This window comes from Nocardia sp. NPDC005366, from assembly GCF_040606855.1.
GTDB lineage: Bacteria > Actinomycetota > Actinomycetes > Mycobacteriales > Mycobacteriaceae > Nocardia.
In genome coordinates this window covers 1-16,353 of the sequence record NZ_JBEXFQ010000003.1, presented here as the reverse complement: position 1 = coordinate 16,353, position 16,353 = coordinate 1, and the positions used below count along the sequence as shown (strand labels likewise).

General features: G+C 67.2%; 16 protein-coding genes. 9 read left to right on the top strand and 7 right to left on the bottom strand.

Annotated elements, in window-relative coordinates; all coding sequences use genetic code 11:
- Window positions 1-98: 98 nt before the first annotated feature.
- Window positions 99-2,156: a neutral/alkaline ceramidase gene (locus ABZS43_RS04435; protein WP_355034402.1), complete on the top strand. Its 2,058-nt coding sequence runs from the start codon at window positions 99-101 to the stop codon at window positions 2,154-2,156.
- Window positions 2,157-2,168: 12 nt separating this feature from the next.
- Here the strand turns inward: ABZS43_RS04435 and ABZS43_RS04430 are convergent, their stop codons facing one another.
- Window positions 2,169-2,408: a DUF2530 domain-containing protein gene (locus tag ABZS43_RS04430; RefSeq protein WP_355034401.1), complete on the bottom strand. Its 240-nt coding sequence runs from the start codon at window positions 2,406-2,408 to the stop codon at window positions 2,169-2,171.
- Between the two features lie 63 nt (window positions 2,409-2,471).
- Between ABZS43_RS04430 and ABZS43_RS04425 the strand changes: the two genes are divergently transcribed.
- On the top strand, window positions 2,472-2,909 hold the full coding sequence (locus tag ABZS43_RS04425) for a MarR family transcriptional regulator (protein ID WP_355034400.1): 438 nt from the start codon (window positions 2,472-2,474) through the stop codon (window positions 2,907-2,909).
- A 15-nt stretch (window positions 2,910-2,924) separates the two neighbouring features.
- Here the strand turns inward: ABZS43_RS04425 and ABZS43_RS04420 are convergent, their stop codons facing one another.
- Both ABZS43_RS04420 and ABZS43_RS04415 read right to left on the bottom strand, forming a co-directional pair.
- Window positions 2,925-3,335 (bottom strand): YccF domain-containing protein, encoded by a 411-nt coding sequence (locus tag ABZS43_RS04420; protein ID WP_355034399.1) that lies wholly within the window; start codon window positions 3,333-3,335, stop codon window positions 2,925-2,927.
- Window positions 3,336-3,415: 80 nt separating this feature from the next.
- Window positions 3,416-4,621 carry a GNAT family N-acetyltransferase gene (locus ABZS43_RS04415; RefSeq protein WP_355034398.1) on the bottom strand — a complete coding sequence of 402 codons (1,206 nt, stop codon included), beginning with the start codon at window positions 4,619-4,621 and terminating at the stop codon, window positions 3,416-3,418.
- A 128-nt stretch (window positions 4,622-4,749) separates the two neighbouring features.
- Between ABZS43_RS04415 and ABZS43_RS04410 the strand changes: the two genes are divergently transcribed.
- Window positions 4,750-5,553 (top strand): RNA methyltransferase, encoded by an 804-nt coding sequence (locus tag ABZS43_RS04410; RefSeq protein WP_355034397.1) that lies wholly within the window; start codon window positions 4,750-4,752, stop codon window positions 5,551-5,553.
- A gap of 31 nt (window positions 5,554-5,584) precedes the next feature.
- On the top strand, window positions 5,585-5,902 hold the full coding sequence (locus ABZS43_RS04405) for a DUF2537 domain-containing protein (RefSeq protein ID WP_355034396.1): 318 nt from the start codon (window positions 5,585-5,587) through the stop codon (window positions 5,900-5,902).
- A 49-nt stretch (window positions 5,903-5,951) separates the two neighbouring features.
- On the opposite strand, the gene ABZS43_RS04400 is transcribed toward ABZS43_RS04405, so the two are convergent.
- The 3 genes from ABZS43_RS04400 to serC form a co-directional block, all read right to left on the bottom strand.
- Window positions 5,952-6,698, bottom strand: a complete 747-nt coding sequence (locus ABZS43_RS04400; RefSeq protein ID WP_355034395.1) for a hypothetical protein — start codon at window positions 6,696-6,698, stop codon at window positions 5,952-5,954.
- A 311-nt stretch (window positions 6,699-7,009) separates the two neighbouring features.
- On the bottom strand, window positions 7,010-8,182 hold the full coding sequence (gene sepH / locus ABZS43_RS04395; RefSeq protein WP_355034394.1) for a septation protein SepH: 1,173 nt from the start codon (window positions 8,180-8,182) through the stop codon (window positions 7,010-7,012).
- A gap of 343 nt (window positions 8,183-8,525) precedes the next feature.
- A complete protein-coding gene (gene serC, locus ABZS43_RS04390) occupies window positions 8,526-9,650 on the bottom strand; it encodes a phosphoserine transaminase (RefSeq protein WP_355034393.1) in 1,125 nt (374 codons plus the stop codon).
- Between the two features lie 427 nt (window positions 9,651-10,077).
- Between serC and ABZS43_RS04385 the strand changes: the two genes are divergently transcribed.
- Complete coding sequence (locus ABZS43_RS04385; RefSeq protein ID WP_355034392.1) at window positions 10,078-10,755, top strand: hypothetical protein; 678 nt, start codon at window positions 10,078-10,080, stop codon at window positions 10,753-10,755.
- Window positions 10,756-10,906: 151 nt separating this feature from the next.
- Here the strand turns inward: ABZS43_RS04385 and ABZS43_RS04380 are convergent, their stop codons facing one another.
- Entirely contained in the window at window positions 10,907-12,055 is a 1,149-nt protein-coding gene (locus ABZS43_RS04380) for a citrate synthase 2 (RefSeq protein WP_355034391.1), read from the bottom strand.
- Between the two features lie 120 nt (window positions 12,056-12,175).
- On the opposite strand from ABZS43_RS04380, the gene pdxH reads away from it, so the two are divergent.
- From pdxH to ABZS43_RS04360, 4 genes are all read left to right on the top strand, one after another.
- A complete protein-coding gene (gene pdxH / locus ABZS43_RS04375) occupies window positions 12,176-12,904 on the top strand; it encodes a pyridoxamine 5'-phosphate oxidase (protein WP_355034390.1) in 729 nt (242 codons plus the stop codon).
- Window positions 12,905-12,991: 87 nt separating this feature from the next.
- Window positions 12,992-14,287: an MFS transporter gene (locus tag ABZS43_RS04370; RefSeq protein ID WP_355034389.1), complete on the top strand. Its 1,296-nt coding sequence runs from the start codon at window positions 12,992-12,994 to the stop codon at window positions 14,285-14,287.
- A gap of 211 nt (window positions 14,288-14,498) precedes the next feature.
- A complete protein-coding gene (locus tag ABZS43_RS04365; protein WP_355034388.1) occupies window positions 14,499-15,803 on the top strand; it encodes a citrate synthase in 1,305 nt (434 codons plus the stop codon).
- Window positions 15,804-15,866: 63 nt separating this feature from the next.
- A complete protein-coding gene (locus ABZS43_RS04360) occupies window positions 15,867-16,226 on the top strand; it encodes an FKBP-type peptidyl-prolyl cis-trans isomerase (RefSeq protein ID WP_355034387.1) in 360 nt (119 codons plus the stop codon).
- Window positions 16,227-16,353 lie beyond the last annotated feature (127 nt).

Genomic DNA, 16,353 nt, shown 5'->3' with positions numbered 1-16,353 from the left:
GCCCGCCGCGCGCGCAGTCAATTCGCCGTGACGAAAAATCTGCACTGGACGTTTGTCCAGTTATGTGGTTCGCTGCCATCCGGATGAAGGAGACGCGTATGCCTGTGTCACGCAGAACCGTTCTGGCCCGCGCCGCCGCGGGGTCGGCTACCCTGGCCGCGGCGGCCGCGCTTCCCGCCGCGACCGAGACGTTCGGCGCGACCGCCGCCGCGGCACCCGCGTCGGGCGGTTATCGGATCGGCCTCGGTATTTCGGATCTCACGGGTCCGGCCGCCGAATGCGGAATGATGGGCTATTCGCAGCTGGAGCAGACCACCGCCGGTATCCATTTGCGCCCGCGCGCTCGCGCGTTCGTCTTCGCGGCAGCCGATCGGCGCATCGTCTACGTCGTCGCCGAGAACGGCATGATCTTCCAGTCGGTGCACCGTGGCGTCATGCTGGAACTCGCGCGCCGCTTCGGCGGTCTGTATACCGAGCAGAACGTCATGCTCACCTCGACGCATTCGCATGCCACCTGCGGCGGTTCCAGCCACGACTACGCCTACAACCTTTCCATACTCGGTTTCCAGCAACAGGTCTACGACGCCGAGGTGAACGGCATCGTCGAGGCGATCGAGGCCGCCCACGACGATCTCGGCCCCGCGACCTTGGCACTGGGGCGTACCGAACTGCACGACGCGAGTGTGAACCGATCCCGCGTCGCCTTCGAACGCAACCCGGAAACGGATAAGGGGCACTTCCCCGATGCCATCGATCCGGCTGTGACGGCACTGTCGATTGTCAAGGGCGGCAAGCAGGTCGGCGCCATCACCTGGTATGCCACGCACAACACGTCGATGAGCAACTCCAATCGCCTGATCAGTTCGGACAACAAGGGTTACGCCTCTTTCGCGCACGAACACATCGAGCACGACGTCCGATATCTCGACGGCCGACCGGATTTCATCGCGGCCTTCGCCCAGACCAACGCGGGCGACATGTCCCCGAATCTCAACCTGCGCCCGACGTCGGGTCCGACCGAGGACGAGTTCGAGAACACCCGCATCATCGGCGAGCGGCAGTACGCGGCATCGAAAGCCGCGCTCGCGCAGGCGCGGTCGATCGAGGGCCCGGTGGACGCGCTGCTGTGCTACATCGACCTCGCCGATATCGCCGTCGACGGCCGTTTCACCCCGGACGGCCAACCGCGCCACACCGCGCCTGCCGCCGCGGGCGTCGCCCTGATCGCGGGCAGTGTCGAGGACGGGCCCGGCCTGCCTGGCCTGCCCATTCCCGAGGGCGTGCGCAATCCGTTCCTCGAAGCCCTCGGCGACCCGACCGCTCCCGCGCCCGCGTGGCTCGCTGACGCCCAGGCCCCCAAGGCGATCGTCGCACCGCTGGGGCTGATGCCCCCCGCGCCCTGGGTGCCGAATATCGTGCCGATCCAGATCGTGCGCATCGGTGAGCTCTACCTGGCCGGAGGCGGCGGCGAATTCACCATCGTCTCCGGCCTGCGTATCCGCCGCGCGGTCGCGGCGGCGCTCGGCGTCGACGTGGAGCAGGTGCTCATGCAGGGCTACGCGAATGCCTACCACGAATATGTCACCACCCCTGAGGAATACGACGCACAGCAGTACGAAGGCGGGTCGACCCTGTTCGGCCGCTACACCCTTCCCGCCTATCTCCAGGAATTCACCCGTCTGGCTTCAGCTTTCGCCGCCCGCCAGTCGATTCGCCGCGGCCCGGCGCCGCGCGACATCTCGCAGCTCCAGCCGAATTTCGTGCCCGCACCCGGTCCCGACGCCACCCCGCCCGGACGCGCCTTCGGTGACGTGCTGAGCCAACCGGCCCCCACGTACGCGCCGGGCGAGCGCGCGGCGGCCGAATTCGTCTCCGCCCATCCGAAACACAACCCGCGCCGCAACGGCACCTTCCTCGAAGTGCAGCGGCGCACCGCGTCCGGTGCGTGGACGCGCGTCGCGAACGAGGGGGAGTGGGCGGTGCGCTATCACTGGAGCAGGCGCGGCGCCGCTGAATCGGTGGCCGGGTTCACCTGGGACATCCCCGGTGACGTGGAGCCGGGACACTACCGGTTCGTGCATTACGCCGACGCTCTCGGCGCGGACGGCGCACTGCGTCCTTTCACCGGAACCAGCGACGAATTCGAGATCGGCTGACCCGTCCGGATACTACAGGCCCGTCTGCGCGCCCTTGTCGCCGCGGCGGGCGCCGCGGCGCTGAATCAGGAAGATCGTGGTGCCGAGCAGCCCCACCGCCAGCCCCATCAGGCAGACCGGCCGCGCTGTTTCCCACCGCTCACCGCCTGCCCACACCACCACCGTGGCGATCGACCACAGGAGGCTACCGATCGCGAGGACCGGACGCGGGTCGGTCAGGCGCGGCGGGATCTGCGGGACTTTCTGGGTCACCGCCTCAGCGTAGCGGTGGGAACCCCCGTCCCGCGGTCGGCCGGTCCCGTATCGTTTCGCTCTGTGACAACGCCATCGGATGTTCGAGCGCTCGCCGGTGAACTCTCACTGGCAGTGGTTCGGCTGACGCGACATCTGCGGGGTCGGCGCGCCGACTCACAGATTTCACTGACCCAGCTGTCCGCGCTCGCCACCCTGAATCGGGAGGGCGCCATGACACCGGGGGCGCTCGCCGCCAAAGAACGTGTCCAGCCGCCGTCGATGACCAGGGTTATCGCCTCGCTGACGGATCTGGATCTGGTCGTGCGCAATCCGCATCCGACCGATGGACGCCAGATCATCGTCTCGCTCTCACCCGCGGGCCATGCGCTCCTCGCCGACGAGGCGAGCGCGCGCGAAGAGTGGATGACCGAACAGCTGTCCGCCCTCACCGAGGATCAGCTGGTGGTGCTGACCCGCGCGGTCGGCATCATGAAGCAGATCGTCGCCGAATCCGAGTAGCGGACGCGGTCGTATTCAGCGACCGCCGAAAGCCTGGTCGCTCTCGACGATGTCCTTGCCGAGCGGGAACAGCGACAGCGGGATGAATTTCAGATTCGCCCAGCCGAACGGGATCCCGATGATCGACAGGAACAGCGGGATGCTGGTGAGCAGGTGCCCCAGCGCCAGCCACCACCCGGCGAAGATGAACCAGATGATGTTGCCGAGCATCGAGCCGGTGCCCGCGCCCGGTTTGTCGACCGTCGTCCGCCCGAACGGCCACAGCACGTACGCGGCGATCCGGAACGAGGCGACGCCGAAGGGAATGGGCACGACCAGGAAGAACAGCACGAAGCAGATGATTCCTGCCACGATGTAGCCCAGTGCCATCCAGAACCCGGCGAAAATGAGCCAGAGGATGTTGAGGACCAGCTGAATCGGCTTCATGTCGACCAGGGTACGGCGAAATCCACCGACGGCTCCGAAGGTTTTCCGGTTCGGCGTGGACGGCCCCGCCGCCGGAGCGCTCAGAAGAACCAGCCGAGTTCGGCGTCGCGCTCGGAGGCGAAAGCTTCGTCCAGCGCCCGCACCTGACCGATATCCTTGGCCCGCAATCGATTCGCCGCGGCGAAGGCGCGCGCCGGGTAGGCCCCGAGGTAGATCCCGCCGAGGACATCGATGCCGAGTTCGAGATCGGGTGCGCGGGTGGTCGGCGCGCATTCGGCATCGCCGTCGCGCACGCGCAGCGCGAAGACGCCGCCCGCGTCCCGGAACGGATCGGTGACCGCGAGGACCACATCCAGATCACGCCGGTAGGCGCGGGCCATGAGCGCGGCGGGAACGTCCATGATCCGCAGCCACAGGCTGTCGGAACGATCATGGGTCGTCATCAGCCGCGAATCGGTGAGCAGATACGGCAGCGGGTCGTTGTCGGGCACTTCCGCCTCGATACGGACGACGAGATCCAATCCGAGCAGCGCGCGCCACAGCGCGGCGTGCGCGTCGGTGGTGACCGCCCGGAACTCGACCACCCGCACAATCGGATCCTGGTTGTCGTGGCGGTACCGATACAGCACATACCCGTCCGGGTGTGTGAGCGCGAGCAGGGTCGTCTCGCCTGCGCGCCATTGCGGTGGATCGGCGAACCGCTGCGCCCAACTCGATTCCGGGCGAACCTGCGCGCCCGGCGTCTGCCTGCGCCACCGGTCGTAGACCGCCTTGATCCGATCGGTGACATCGTTCGGCACCTCGACCGTGACCCCGCCCGGATCCGGTGCGCTCGGCAAGAACTGGGCGAAGCGCCGGTCGATGCTGACCGCGTTCCGCTGGATGGTCGGCGCGTAGCCGAAACGCCCGTAGATGGTGGCGCGACTGGCGGTGAAAATGGTGACGGGCACCCCGTCCGCCTCGGTCCGCCGATGTTGTTCGGTGTACATGGCCCGCAGAATGCCGCGCCGCCGATGCGTCGGCGCCACCCCGACCGCGGAGATCCCGCAGGCCCGCACGGTCCGCGCGCCCGGCACCGTCAGCGTCATCGCCATCGACGCGCTATGCCCGACCACCCGATCACCGTCGACGGCGACGAGGGCGCCGTCCACGGGGAAAATCGGTTCCACTGTCCGTCGCTCCGGCGGCTCGTAGCCGAATCCGAACGAGATCGAGCCGAGTAGACCGATCCCGGCCACATCGTTCTCGGTTGCCGATCGGATGGTGATTCCGGAAACCAGAGTCATGCCAACGACCATGCCATGTCCGGCCTGACCAGGCACGCGAATATCCGGGTCGGCGGACCGCCCGCGTCGAACGGTCGCGCGGCGACCTGCCGGGACGTCCCGCCCGACCCGCCCGGCAGGATGTAGCGGTGGCCGAAGTGATCGATATCGAGGACCCCGCCGACAGCAGAGTGGACGATTTCCGCGATCTGTCCTCCGCCGACCGCAGGCCCGATCTGCCGGGCCGCAAGGGGTTGGTCATCGCCGAGGGCGTGGTGGTCGTGCAGCGGATGCTCGATTCGAGATTTCGTCCGAGTGCGCTGCTCGGAGTCGGGAAGCGCTACGAACAACTGGCCGAGGATCTGGCCGATGTCGATGTGCCGTACTACCGGGCCGATGCCGAGGTCATGGCCGAGGTGGTCGGATTCCATCTGAATCGCGGAGTGCTCGCGGTCGCGCCGCGGCCCCCCGAAACGAGTGTCGACGAGGTGTTGCGCGCGGCGAATACGGTCGCGGTGCTGGAAGGCATCAACGACCACGAGAATCTCGGCTCGATGTTCCGGAACGCCGCAGGACTGGGGGCGGACGCGATCCTGTTCGGCGATCGGTGCGCCGACCCGCTGTACCGGCGCGCGGTTCGGGTCTCGATGGGACATGTGTTGCGCGTGCCGTTCGCGCAATTGCCGACCTGGCCCGGTGGACTGGAACTGCTGCGTGACAGGGGTTTCCAGATCATCGCGCTCACCCCGGACCGGTCTGCGACGAACCTCGCCACCGCGATGACAGGCCCGCGGGTCGCCCTGCTGCTCGGCGCGGAGGGGCCGGGACTGACCGAGGAAGCGATGGCGGCCACCGATATCCGAGCCAGGATTCCGATGTCACCCGGTACCGATTCGCTCAATGTGGCGACGGCCGCGGCGATGGCGTTCTATGAACGGGTGAGGATGTCGTGAACCTCCGGGATGTGGAAGGCGAGGTGCGATCGTGAAAGACAACGGAGCGTACGAGCCTTATCGGCCATACCCGGAGTATCGAGATCCGACGCCGTGGGCCGCGGGGATCACGGTCGCGGTCATGGTCGCCCTGCTGATGGCCGCCGCGGTCTACTCCTTCGGCGAGGCACTGGCCCGAGTGCATCCTGTGCTCGCGGTGCTGGTCAACCTGATCGCGGCCGGGGGAGCAACGCCCTCCGCGTGGCGTTGGCGCACAACGCCGGTGGCCCGCTGGGTGCTCGCGGGAGTCGCGTCCGGTGTCGTCCTGGCGTGGTCGGCACTGATCATCGCGGGCCTGTCGTCCCTGTAACGGCCCGATACGGTCGGTGGGGCCGGACGTCGTAGACCGGCTGCTCGCCTCACGACACCCGGTCACCGCCGCCCAGCCAGCCGAAAAGTCCGCGCCGCCTTGCCACGCCGTTGAGGTGGCGCTGCGGCGCCGGTATCACTTCGGCGGGATCCGGCATATGGCCCTTCGGCATCAGGGTGAAACCGCACACCGAGATATCCCCGGGGCCGAGCGTCCCATCGGCAGCGGGGGCGCGGTAGTGGAATCCCAGCCATTCGTCGTTCGCCGCATCCGCGAAATCGGGGGGATCGAAGGGTAATGCGTTGGCGTCGGGCAATTCTCCCGGCTGCCAGCACACCGGATGTTCGCCCGCCCAATACGAACGTTCCCACACCAGGGGCAGGCCCTCGTCTTCGAGGATATTCACCCTGGTCGCACTGAAGGCGCGACGGAATTCGCCACGCTCCCAATGCGCGAACGCGCCCCAGCCGTGCGTGGTGTCGAAGGCGACCAGATAGGTGTGCTCCGAGGCCAATGGCCGGATGAGTAGTTCCGGCAGCGCGGTCGGGTGTACTTGCGCGGCTTGGGTGGAGCACACCACGGTGAGACCGGGATAGCAGCCGATGTACACCTCGTCGCGATCCGGACCGGCGCAGCCGCCGAGGGTGCCCACCATGACCGGCGTCACGTCGTGATCGGCGTAGAGCTGCGTGGCCAGTGCCAGTGCGGCATCCGGGTCCGGGTCGTGGTTCGCGCGGAGCACCGCCGTCGGATCCGACGCGTCGACGTACCAGAGGGAAGAAGCTTTGGACAGCATTTCCGGCACCTCCCGAGTTGCACGAATAGCTCCGCGAACTTCGAGCAAAACCGCGATGGCGCAGCGCATCCTCTGTCACCGGGATCTGCCCTTCGCCGACGTAATGCGTCGACTACCCCATAAAATCTACGCGCAGGAATGGCTCGGCCGCATGGCTTCCGCTCCCGAACACGCCAGCGGGCTCCAGAATTTCATGATTCGGAGGCTCCCAGCAACCGGATGTCGGCAGCCAGCAAACTCGATCATGATGCACGGAGGGTGCGACCGAACCCAGCCTTGTGGCCCCGGCCGGGAAATCGGCGCGCCGCGTGTCAGTGGCCGGAGCTGCGGACCCCGAGCAGGACGTCTTCCCAAGAGGGCATCGGCGCCTTGCCCCGCTTGCTCCGATTGGTTTTCGCCGGTGCGGGTTTGGCGTTGGACGGCTTCGCGGGTTCTTCGACGGACGGCTGCGGCGTCGCGGACGCGGCCGGGGCGGCGGGCGGAGCCGGTGCGGTCGCGCTCGCGGCGGGTGCGACCGGGGTCGACGCCGCGGCCGGAATCGCGGCGGGGGCACCGGCCGCGGGAACCGCGGGGCCGGAACCGTTCGGGACGGGTGCGCTGCCCGCGGGGATCTTCGGACCGGAACCGTTCGCCGCCGGGATGGCAGCGGGGGAGCCGGTCGCCGGAGCCGCGGGACCGGAACCATTCGCCGCGGGAATCGCGGCGGGCGCGCCACCGGCGGCGACGGCGCGCTGCTCGTAGTACTCGTCGACGGTGGGCTGGGTCTGCCGGGCCGCCGGACGTGCGGGCGCGGGAGTGGTTTCGCGGGGCGGCCTCGGCGCTTCGACGACAGGTTCGGGCGCGGGAGGCGCCTCGATCTCGGCCTGCGAGGGCAGGATGGACGCGAGACCGCGTAGCGCGCGACCGAAATCCGGGTCGATCAGATCCGAGGCGGGATCATCGAGCGGGGAGACCGAACCGCCGTGCGCGTCGGGCTGGTAGCGCCAGTGCGCGGCGATTTCGGAACGTCCGTTCTGCCACTGCAACTGGGCGACCCAGACCCCCTTTTCGTCCTTCCAGGCATCCCATTCGGCATTCTCGAGGGTATGCCCGCGTTCGGTGAAGGCGGCGGTGACGATATCGATGAGGGTTTCCACGGCCGGACCGTCGGCGCGCACCGGATGCGCCTTCTGCGCCAATTCGGCCGCACGGGCCCGCTCCAGCAATACCGGATACGCGAAACGCTCCACCCGGCTCGACGGCATGCCGGATTCCTCGGTGACTTGTTCGACCGAGGCGCCGGCGCGGATACGGGCCTGGATATCGCGAGGACGCATAGTAGCTTCCATTTCGATCTCGATCTGGCCGAATCGGGCGAGGTCGCCGCGTGCCGCGGCTCGAAGTTTGTCGTCGGCGGGCAGCCGGTACTTGGTTCCGGACTCGGTATCGATGCACACGATGTGGGTGGAGTCGGGCGTCACCCCGATCACTCGAAGTTCACGCACCACTACCTCCTTATCGCGTCGGCTCGCGACACCGCCCACTGTTTCGAAACAGTAGTGCACAGTCGATGATCTCGAGGCAAGACACGCGGGCCGAAAATCTGCGGACAGGCCTACACAACCGCTAATCTGCTCTGTTCGTCTCGGTTTGCCGCGACTGCGCGCGACCCTCCGATTTCGTTCGAAGCGAGCGTGTTTCGTCACCGCGGTAGACCGGAAAATGTGAAAACCGGGCCACGAACGACACTCGCGAACTTCGGTCCGGTGTGGATTCGAATCCGGAGTTGTCGTCGTGGCCCGGGGGTTGCTCGTTTGTTGCGGTTACCGGATTTTCTTATTCCGGCTATCAGGCCAATTTCTCGACGACCCAGTCGATGCTACGCGTCAGCAAACTGACGTCTTCGGGATCGATCGCGGGGAACATGCCGATGCGGAGCTGGTTACGACCCAGTTTGCGATAGGGCTCGGTGTCGACGATCCCGTTGGCGCGCAGCACCTTCGCGACCGCGGCGGCGTCGACGGAATCGGCGAAATCGATCGTTCCGACCACCTGGGAACGGTGTGCCGGATCCGCGACGTACGGCGTGGCGTATTCACTCGATTCGGCCCAGGAATACAGCCGCGACGAGGAATCCAAGGTGCGTTTGACCGCCCAATCCAGGCCGCCGTTGCCATTGAGCCATTCGATCTGATCGGCGAAAAGCAGCAGGGTCGCCAGCGCGGGCGTGTTGTAGGTCTGATCTTTGCTGCTGTTGTCGATCGCGATCGGTAGCGACAGGAATTCCGGGGTCCATCGACCCGAGGACTTGATCTCCTCGACGCGGGCCAGCGCGGCCGGGCTCATCAACGCGACCCACAGGCCGCCGTCGGAGGCGAAGCATTTCTGCGGGGCGAAGTAATAGACGTCGGCATCGGTGATGGTGACGGGGAGACCGCCCGCGCCGGAGGTGGCGTCGATCGCGATCAGCGCGTCGCCCGAACCCGCGGGACGCTGCACCGGAATGGCGACGCCGGTCGAGGTTTCGTTGTGCGCCCAGCCGATGAGATCGGCCGACGGATCCGAGACCGGCTCCGGCGCGCTACCCGGCTCCGACGACACCACGATCGGATCGCCGATGAACGGATTGCCCTTGGCGACGGCGGCGAATTTGCTGGAGAACTCACCGTTGGTGAGGTGCAGTGAACGCTCGCGGATCAGGCCGAACGCGGCGGCATCCCAGAACGCGGTCGTGCCGCCGTTGCCGAGCACCACCTCGTAGCCGTCGGGGAGCGAGAACAGCTCGCGCAGGCCGCCGCGTACCCGCGCTACCACGTCTTTCACCGGCTTCTGCCGATGCGAGGTGCCGAACACCGAGGCGCCGACATTCACCAGGGACTGCAACTGCTCAGGGCGCACCTTGGAGGGGCCGCAGCCGAACCGTCCGTCGGCGGGTTTGATGTCGTCGGGGATCGTCGGGAACGCAGTGGTCATGGGGACAAGCGTAAAGCGTGCCGGACCTGCGGGTTGGAGCGGGTGCGATGGTTGCGGACGCGTTGCTGTGGCAAACCGATGGGTTGGTTTTGTTGCCTTCGCCTGTCTCGGCCCCGAATAGTGTGCGAGGTCGGCGAGTTCCCCACGTCCGATGGGTTTGCCCGTGGTGCGCCCCTCGCGTCCTCGTCGCGCGTGAGTGGGTGGCGCCGCGACGATCGCGGCCCGCGTCTGTGTTTGTTTTCACAGTCGTTTGTTTTCACATTCGAAAACTCGCGCCGAAGCGCCGGTGGTGTCGTAGAGCCGACGCCGGTCGCCGCACCGGCGCGCACGCGGCCGGATCAATCCGGGCCGGTATCGGCGTGTCTCATGCCACAGTGCGTCTAGCGTCAGCCGTCATGAGCGAGCACAGGGTGGGCCGGGTGCGGGCATGAGTATCGCGTCGATGGGCTCGGGGTGGCGCGCGCGGTCGCGGAATCTGGGGCTCAGGGCCGGAACGCTCTCGGGCGCGGCACGCCGCGAACTTCTGTTGCGCGGCACCGAGGGGGTGGCGACCATCCTCGGCGTTCGCCGGAGTCCGATGCTCGCGGGTTTCGGGTTATCCGGCGCGGACGCGGGAAACGACGAAGCGGGCCAGGTGTTCTTGGTCCGCGTGCGGATCGACGGGGCCGAGCCCTACGAGACCCGCGTCAGGCAGCGGATGCGCGCCGAGGATCTGGAACGGGCGCAGCCCGGCGATGTGGTGTGCTGTCGCGTCGATCCAGGCGATCGGGACCGGCTGGTGCTCTACCTGCCCGATATCGATGAGGCCGACCGGGTGAGCATCGCCAAGATCCTCGCCGACGGCCGTCGCGCCGAGGCCACGGTGCTCGCCGCGGCCCCCGTTGCCGCCGGCTATTCGGGCCACGACGAACCGATGCTCCGGCTCGATCTGGAATTGCGGGCGTGGGACGAGCCGACGCCGTGGCGGGTGCGGTTCGTCCAACCGGTCCCGCTGGCCGCCATCGGTCTCGTCGACCTGGGGCAACATCTCGAGGTCGCTTTCTTCACCGTCGACCACGGCGAATCCGTCGCCGTGGACTGGGCCGCGTCGCTGGGCGAGCAGTAGTGCGGTCGCACCGGCGGCATTCGATGATCGCGAACCCGCCCGCTCGAGGCCGGCGGAAACGGCGCGAGCCGGACATCGCGGCGAGGATTACGGTCCCCGCCGGACGCCCGGCTCACACTGTGCTGTCGAAATCGACGGCCGGATTCGAACCTCAGGCGTGGGTGATACTCGCCCAGCCCGTGACATCTTCCGGGCGTCGCGGCGCGGGACCGGTGTAGATCGCCGCGGGGCGCACCAGTTTGCCCAGCTGCTTCTGCTCGAGGATGTGCGCGCACCAGCCCGCGGTCCGTCCGCAGGTGAACATGGCGGGCATCATGTGGGCGGGCACCTCGGCGAAGTCCAGGATCACCGCGGCCCAGAATTCGACGTTGGTCTCGATGGCGCGGTCGGGACGACGCTCACGCAGTTCCGCCAGCGCAGCCTGCTCCAGGGCCGCGGCCACCTCGAAGCGCGGGGCGTCCAGTCGCTTGGCGGTGGCGCGCAGCACGCGGGCGCGCGGATCCTCGGCCCGGTACACCCGGTGACCGAAGCCCATCAACTTTTCCTTGCGGTCGAGGATGCCTTTGACCAGCGCTCTGGCGTCACCCGACTTCTCGACCTCTTCGATCATCGGGAGCACGCGGGCCGGCGCACCGCCGTGCAGCGGGCCGGACATGGCGCCGATCGCGCCGGAGAGCGCGGCCGCGACATCGGCGCCGGTCGAGGCGATGACCCGGGCGGTGAAGGTGGAGGCGTTCATGCCGTGTTCGGCGGCGGAGACCCAGTATGCGTCGATCGCCTCGGTGTGCTTGGGGTCCGGATCGCCCTTCCACCGCGTCATGAACCGCTCGGTGACCGTCGTGCACTCGTCGATCTTCTTCTGCGGAACCGCGGGCTGGTAGATACCGCGCGCGGACTGCGCGACATAGCTCAGCGCCATCACCGAGCCGCGGGCCAGATTCTCACGGGCGGTCTCGTCATCGATATCGAGTAATGGCTGGTATCCCCATATGGGGGCGAGCATGGCCAATCCGGCCTGGACGTCGACGCGCACGTCACCGGTGTGCACCGGCAGCGGGAAGGGCTCGGCGGGCGGCAGTCCGCGACCGAATTCGCCGTCGACGAGCAGTGCCCATACATCGCCGAAGGTCACCTGGCCGCCGACCAGATCTTCGATGTCGACGCCGCGGTAGCGCAGTGCGCCGCCGTCCTTGTCCGGCTCCGCGATATCGGTGGTGAATGCCACCACGCCCTCGAGGCCGCTGACGAAATCGCTGGGTACGGCGGTCTGACCGCCGGAAACCGCGGGGCTGGTAGTCATGTTGTGACTCTCCTTGCACTTCGGGTCGCATGGTTTCTCGCCGATAAGGGTGCTGTTCGCCGAGCACATGCCGATCACCAAAACCTTAGCTCCCTGCTACCGCGGAGTAACGTCTGGCCTATGCGTGACCTGGACAATTCATCGCTCGGCCAGGAGGCCGCCGAGTATGCCGCGACCACGGATCTGGCCGCGATGCGTGTGGACTACGGCGTTGCCCATTCGGGCAGCGGCGAGGACACCGACCTGGACGAAACCTGGGTGGCAGGCGGGTGGGAACCGTTGCTGCGTCATTGGATCGAACAGGCGACGGCCGTCGGTGTCGCCGAACCGAATGCCATGGTGCTCGCCACCGTCTCCCTCGCGAGCGGGTCGCCTCGCCCGGTCTCGCGGACCGTCCTGTGTAAAGGGCTCTCGCCGGAGGGTGTGACTTTCTACACGAATTACGACTCGGCCAAAGGCAACCAGCTGACCGAGGTTCCGTTCGCCGCGGCCACTTTCCTGTGGCCCGCGCTCGGCAGGCAGATCCATGTGCGCGGGCCCGTGGAGCAAGTCCCGATCGAGGTGACCGGCGTGTACTGGCGCTCGCGTCCGCGCGACTCCCAGCTCAGCGCGTGGGCCTCGAACCAATCCCGGCCGATCGGCGCGCGGGCCGACCTGGATCGCATGCTGGCCGAGACGACCGCCCGTTTCGCCGACGTCGACGATATTCCCGTACCCCCGCACTGGGGCGGCTACCTGCTGCGCCCCGACGAAGTGGAGTTCTGGCAGGGCAGGCGCGGCCGGTTGCACAACCGGATCAGGGTGCGCGTCGCCGGGGGCCAGCAGACCGTCGACCGGCTACAGCCCTGACCGGGGTCGTCGCGAACCGAGGATGTCTTCGGATTGTGACGATCTCAACCCTTCTGCACGGGTGCCGGCTTCACTACGCTGCCGCCGGTGAAACTGCTCGCCGACACCACTCCGCTGCGCTATCCGGAATTCCGGCGACTGTGGACAAGCAATATCGTCACCGTCATAGGGTCGCAGCTGGCGGTGGTGGCGGTGCCGCAGCAGATCTTCGATATCACCGGCAGCTCCGGCTACGTGGGCCTTGCCGGACTGTTCGGCCTGGTCCCGCTGATTATTTTCGGGCTGTGGGGCGGTGCGCTCGCCGATGTGATGGACCGGCGCACGCTGATGCTCATCACCAATACCGGCACCGGCCTGACCGCGCTGGCTTTCTGGGTCCAGGCGGCGGCCGGATGGGACAACGTCTGGGTCGTCCTCGGACTCTTCGCTGCCCAGCAGGCGCTGTTCGCGGTGAACCAGCCCACCCGCAGCGCCGCCATCCCGCGCCTGCTGCCGACCGAACATCTGGCCGCCGCCAGCGCCCTGAGCATGACGGTGCAGCAGGTCGGCGCCATCGCGGGGCCGGTGCTCGCGGGTGTGTTGATTCCGGTGGTCGGCCTGTCCACGCTCTATCTGATCGACGCGATCGCGCTGCTGGTCACCATCTGGGCGGTATGGAAACTGCCTGCCATCCCGCCGACCGGTGACGCGCGCAGGGCCGGGTTCCGCACCGTGCTCGACGGTTTCGTCTACCTGGCCACCCAGCGCGTTCTGCTGGCTTCCTTCGTCGTCGACGTGATCGCGATGGTGTTCGGTATGCCGAGGGCGCTGTTCCCACAGATCGCGCAGGAGACCTTCCACGACCCGGCCACCGGCGGCGTCGCCTTGGGCCTGCTGTTCGCGTCCATGTCCGCGGGGGCGGTGATCGGCGGGGTGTTCTCCGGGTGGATCTCCCACGTGCGACGTCAGGGCCTGGCCGTCGTGGTCTGTATCGCGCTCTGGGGTGTGGCCATGATCGGGTTCGGCGTCGCCGTCGGCTACACCGGGCACGGGCTCGGGATCGGCCTCGGACTGTGGATCGCGTTGGCGTGCTCGGCTTTCGGCGGCGCGGTCGACATGGTGTCGGCGGCGCTGCGCATCGCGATGCTGCAGGCGGTGACGACGGACGAGATGCGCGGGCGACTTCAGGGAGTTTTCATCGTCATCGTCGCGGGCGGCCCGCGCATCGGTGATGTTGCCCACGGTTTCGCCGCCGCGAGCCTGGGTACCGCCGTCGCGGCGGCGGGTGGCGGAATGCTCGTCGTCATCGGCGTGGTCCTCGCGGCCCTCGCCTTCCCTGCCTTCATTCGATACACGGTGACGCGCTCACCTCGGCACAAGCCGGCCGTTTCGCGTGTCGAGTGAAAACCGAGAAGCCGTGACGCCCTGCCTCATCCACGAACCGAGCCCCTCGGTGGTGCGCGACATGCTCACGTGACGAAAGTGGGTTTGTGAGGTTCTCCGGTGGGCACCCTCGTGGTCGGGCCGCGTGGACAGCGACTAGCGTCTAGGTAATCGCACCGCCGTGCCGACCGCACTCCGATGCCGACGGTCCTAGCCTGAGAGGGATCCTTCCGTGCCCGAAAAAGACCACATCAACGATGCCAAACCGGTGCTGAGTTACCCCGGTGGCGAATACGCCATGACGATCGCCGAAGCCTCCGAAGGAAGCGACGGCGTCGATCTCGGCAAAATGCTGGCCAGCACCGGGTACGTGACCTACGACCCCGGTTTCATGAACACCGCGCCCACCAAGTCGGCGATCACCTATATCGACGGCGACGCGGGCATCCTGCGCTACCGCGGCTACCCGATCGAGCAGCTCGCGGGAACATCGACCTTCATCGAGGTCAGCTACTTATTGATCTACGGTGAGCTACCGACGCAGGCCCAGCTGGACGATTTCACCGACCGGATCCGCAGGCACACCCTGCTGCACGAGGATCTCAAGCGGTTCTTCGACGGCTTCCCCCGCAACGCGCACCCGATGCCGGTGCTCTCCTCCGCGGTGAACGCCCTGTCGGCGTACTACCAGGACTCGCTCGACCCGCGCGATCCGGAACAGGTCGAACTGTCGACCATCCGCCTGCTGGCCAAGCTGCCGACCATCGCGGCCTACTCGTACAAGAAGTCGGTCGGCCAGCCGTTCCTCTACCCGGACAACTCGCTGAGCCTGGTGGAGAACTTCCTGCGGATGACCTTCGGGTTCCCTGCCGAGCCGTACGAGGTCGACCCGGAGATCGCCGCCGCTCTGGACATGCTGCTCATCCTGCACGCCGATCACGAGCAGAACTGCTCCACCTCGACCGTGCGCCTGGTCGGCTCCTCGGACGCCAACCTGTTCACCTCGGTTTCGGGCGGCATCAACGCGCTGTGGGGCCCGCTGCACGGCGGCGCCAACCAGGCCGTGCTGGAAATGCTCGATGACATCAAAGCCCAGGGCGGCGACGTCAAGGAGTTCATCCGCAAGGTCAAGAACAAGGAAGACGGCGTGAAGCTCATGGGCTTCGGACACCGCGTCTACCGCAACTACGACCCGCGCGCCGCGATCGCCAAGAAGCACGCCGACGCGATCCTGCAGAAGCTCGGCGGCGACGATCAGCTCTTCGATATCGCCCAGGCGCTCGAAGAGGCCGCGCTCACCGACGAGTATTTCGTCTCCCGTCAGCTGTACCCGAACGTCGACTTCTACACCGGCGTCATCTACAAGGCGATGGGCTTCCCGACCCGCATGTTCACCGTGCTGTTCGCGATGGGCAGGCTCCCCGGCTGGATCGCGCACTGGCGGGAAATGCACAGCGAGCCGCTGAAGATCGGCCGCCCGCGCCAGATCTACACCGGATACGGCGCGCGCGATTACGCCGGTATCGACAACCGCTGAAAATCCAAGCGGCGAACAACGATTCAAGACCGCACATCATCATCTATCGAAGGAGATAGCCGAATGACCAAGCCGGAGATCGAATTCCAGGCGGGCCCCGCGCCCACCGAGCTCGTGATCAAGGACATCATCGAGGGCGAGGGCAAGGAAGCCGTACCCGGCGGCACCGTCGAGGTGCACTACGTCGGCGTCGAATTCGAGTCCGGCGAGGAATTCGACTCGTCGTGGAAGCGCGGTGAATCCATCAGCTTCCCGCTGCGCGGCCTCATCCAGGGCTGGCAGGACGGCATTCCGGGCATGAAGGTCGGCGGACGCCGCCAGCTCACCATCCCGCCGGAGCTCGCCTACGGCGCAGCCGGTGCGGGACACCACCTCTCCGGTAAGACCCTGGTCTTCGTGATCGATCTGATCAACGCGGCCTGATACGGATATCTGAACGGCCCGTGCTCCCGAGAGCGGTTTCTAGGGGTCGTCGCAACACCGCTTGGTGTTAGGTGGTCAGTAGATCACGCAGACGCTCGGCTGGGGTATCCCAGTCGAGCGTTTTGCG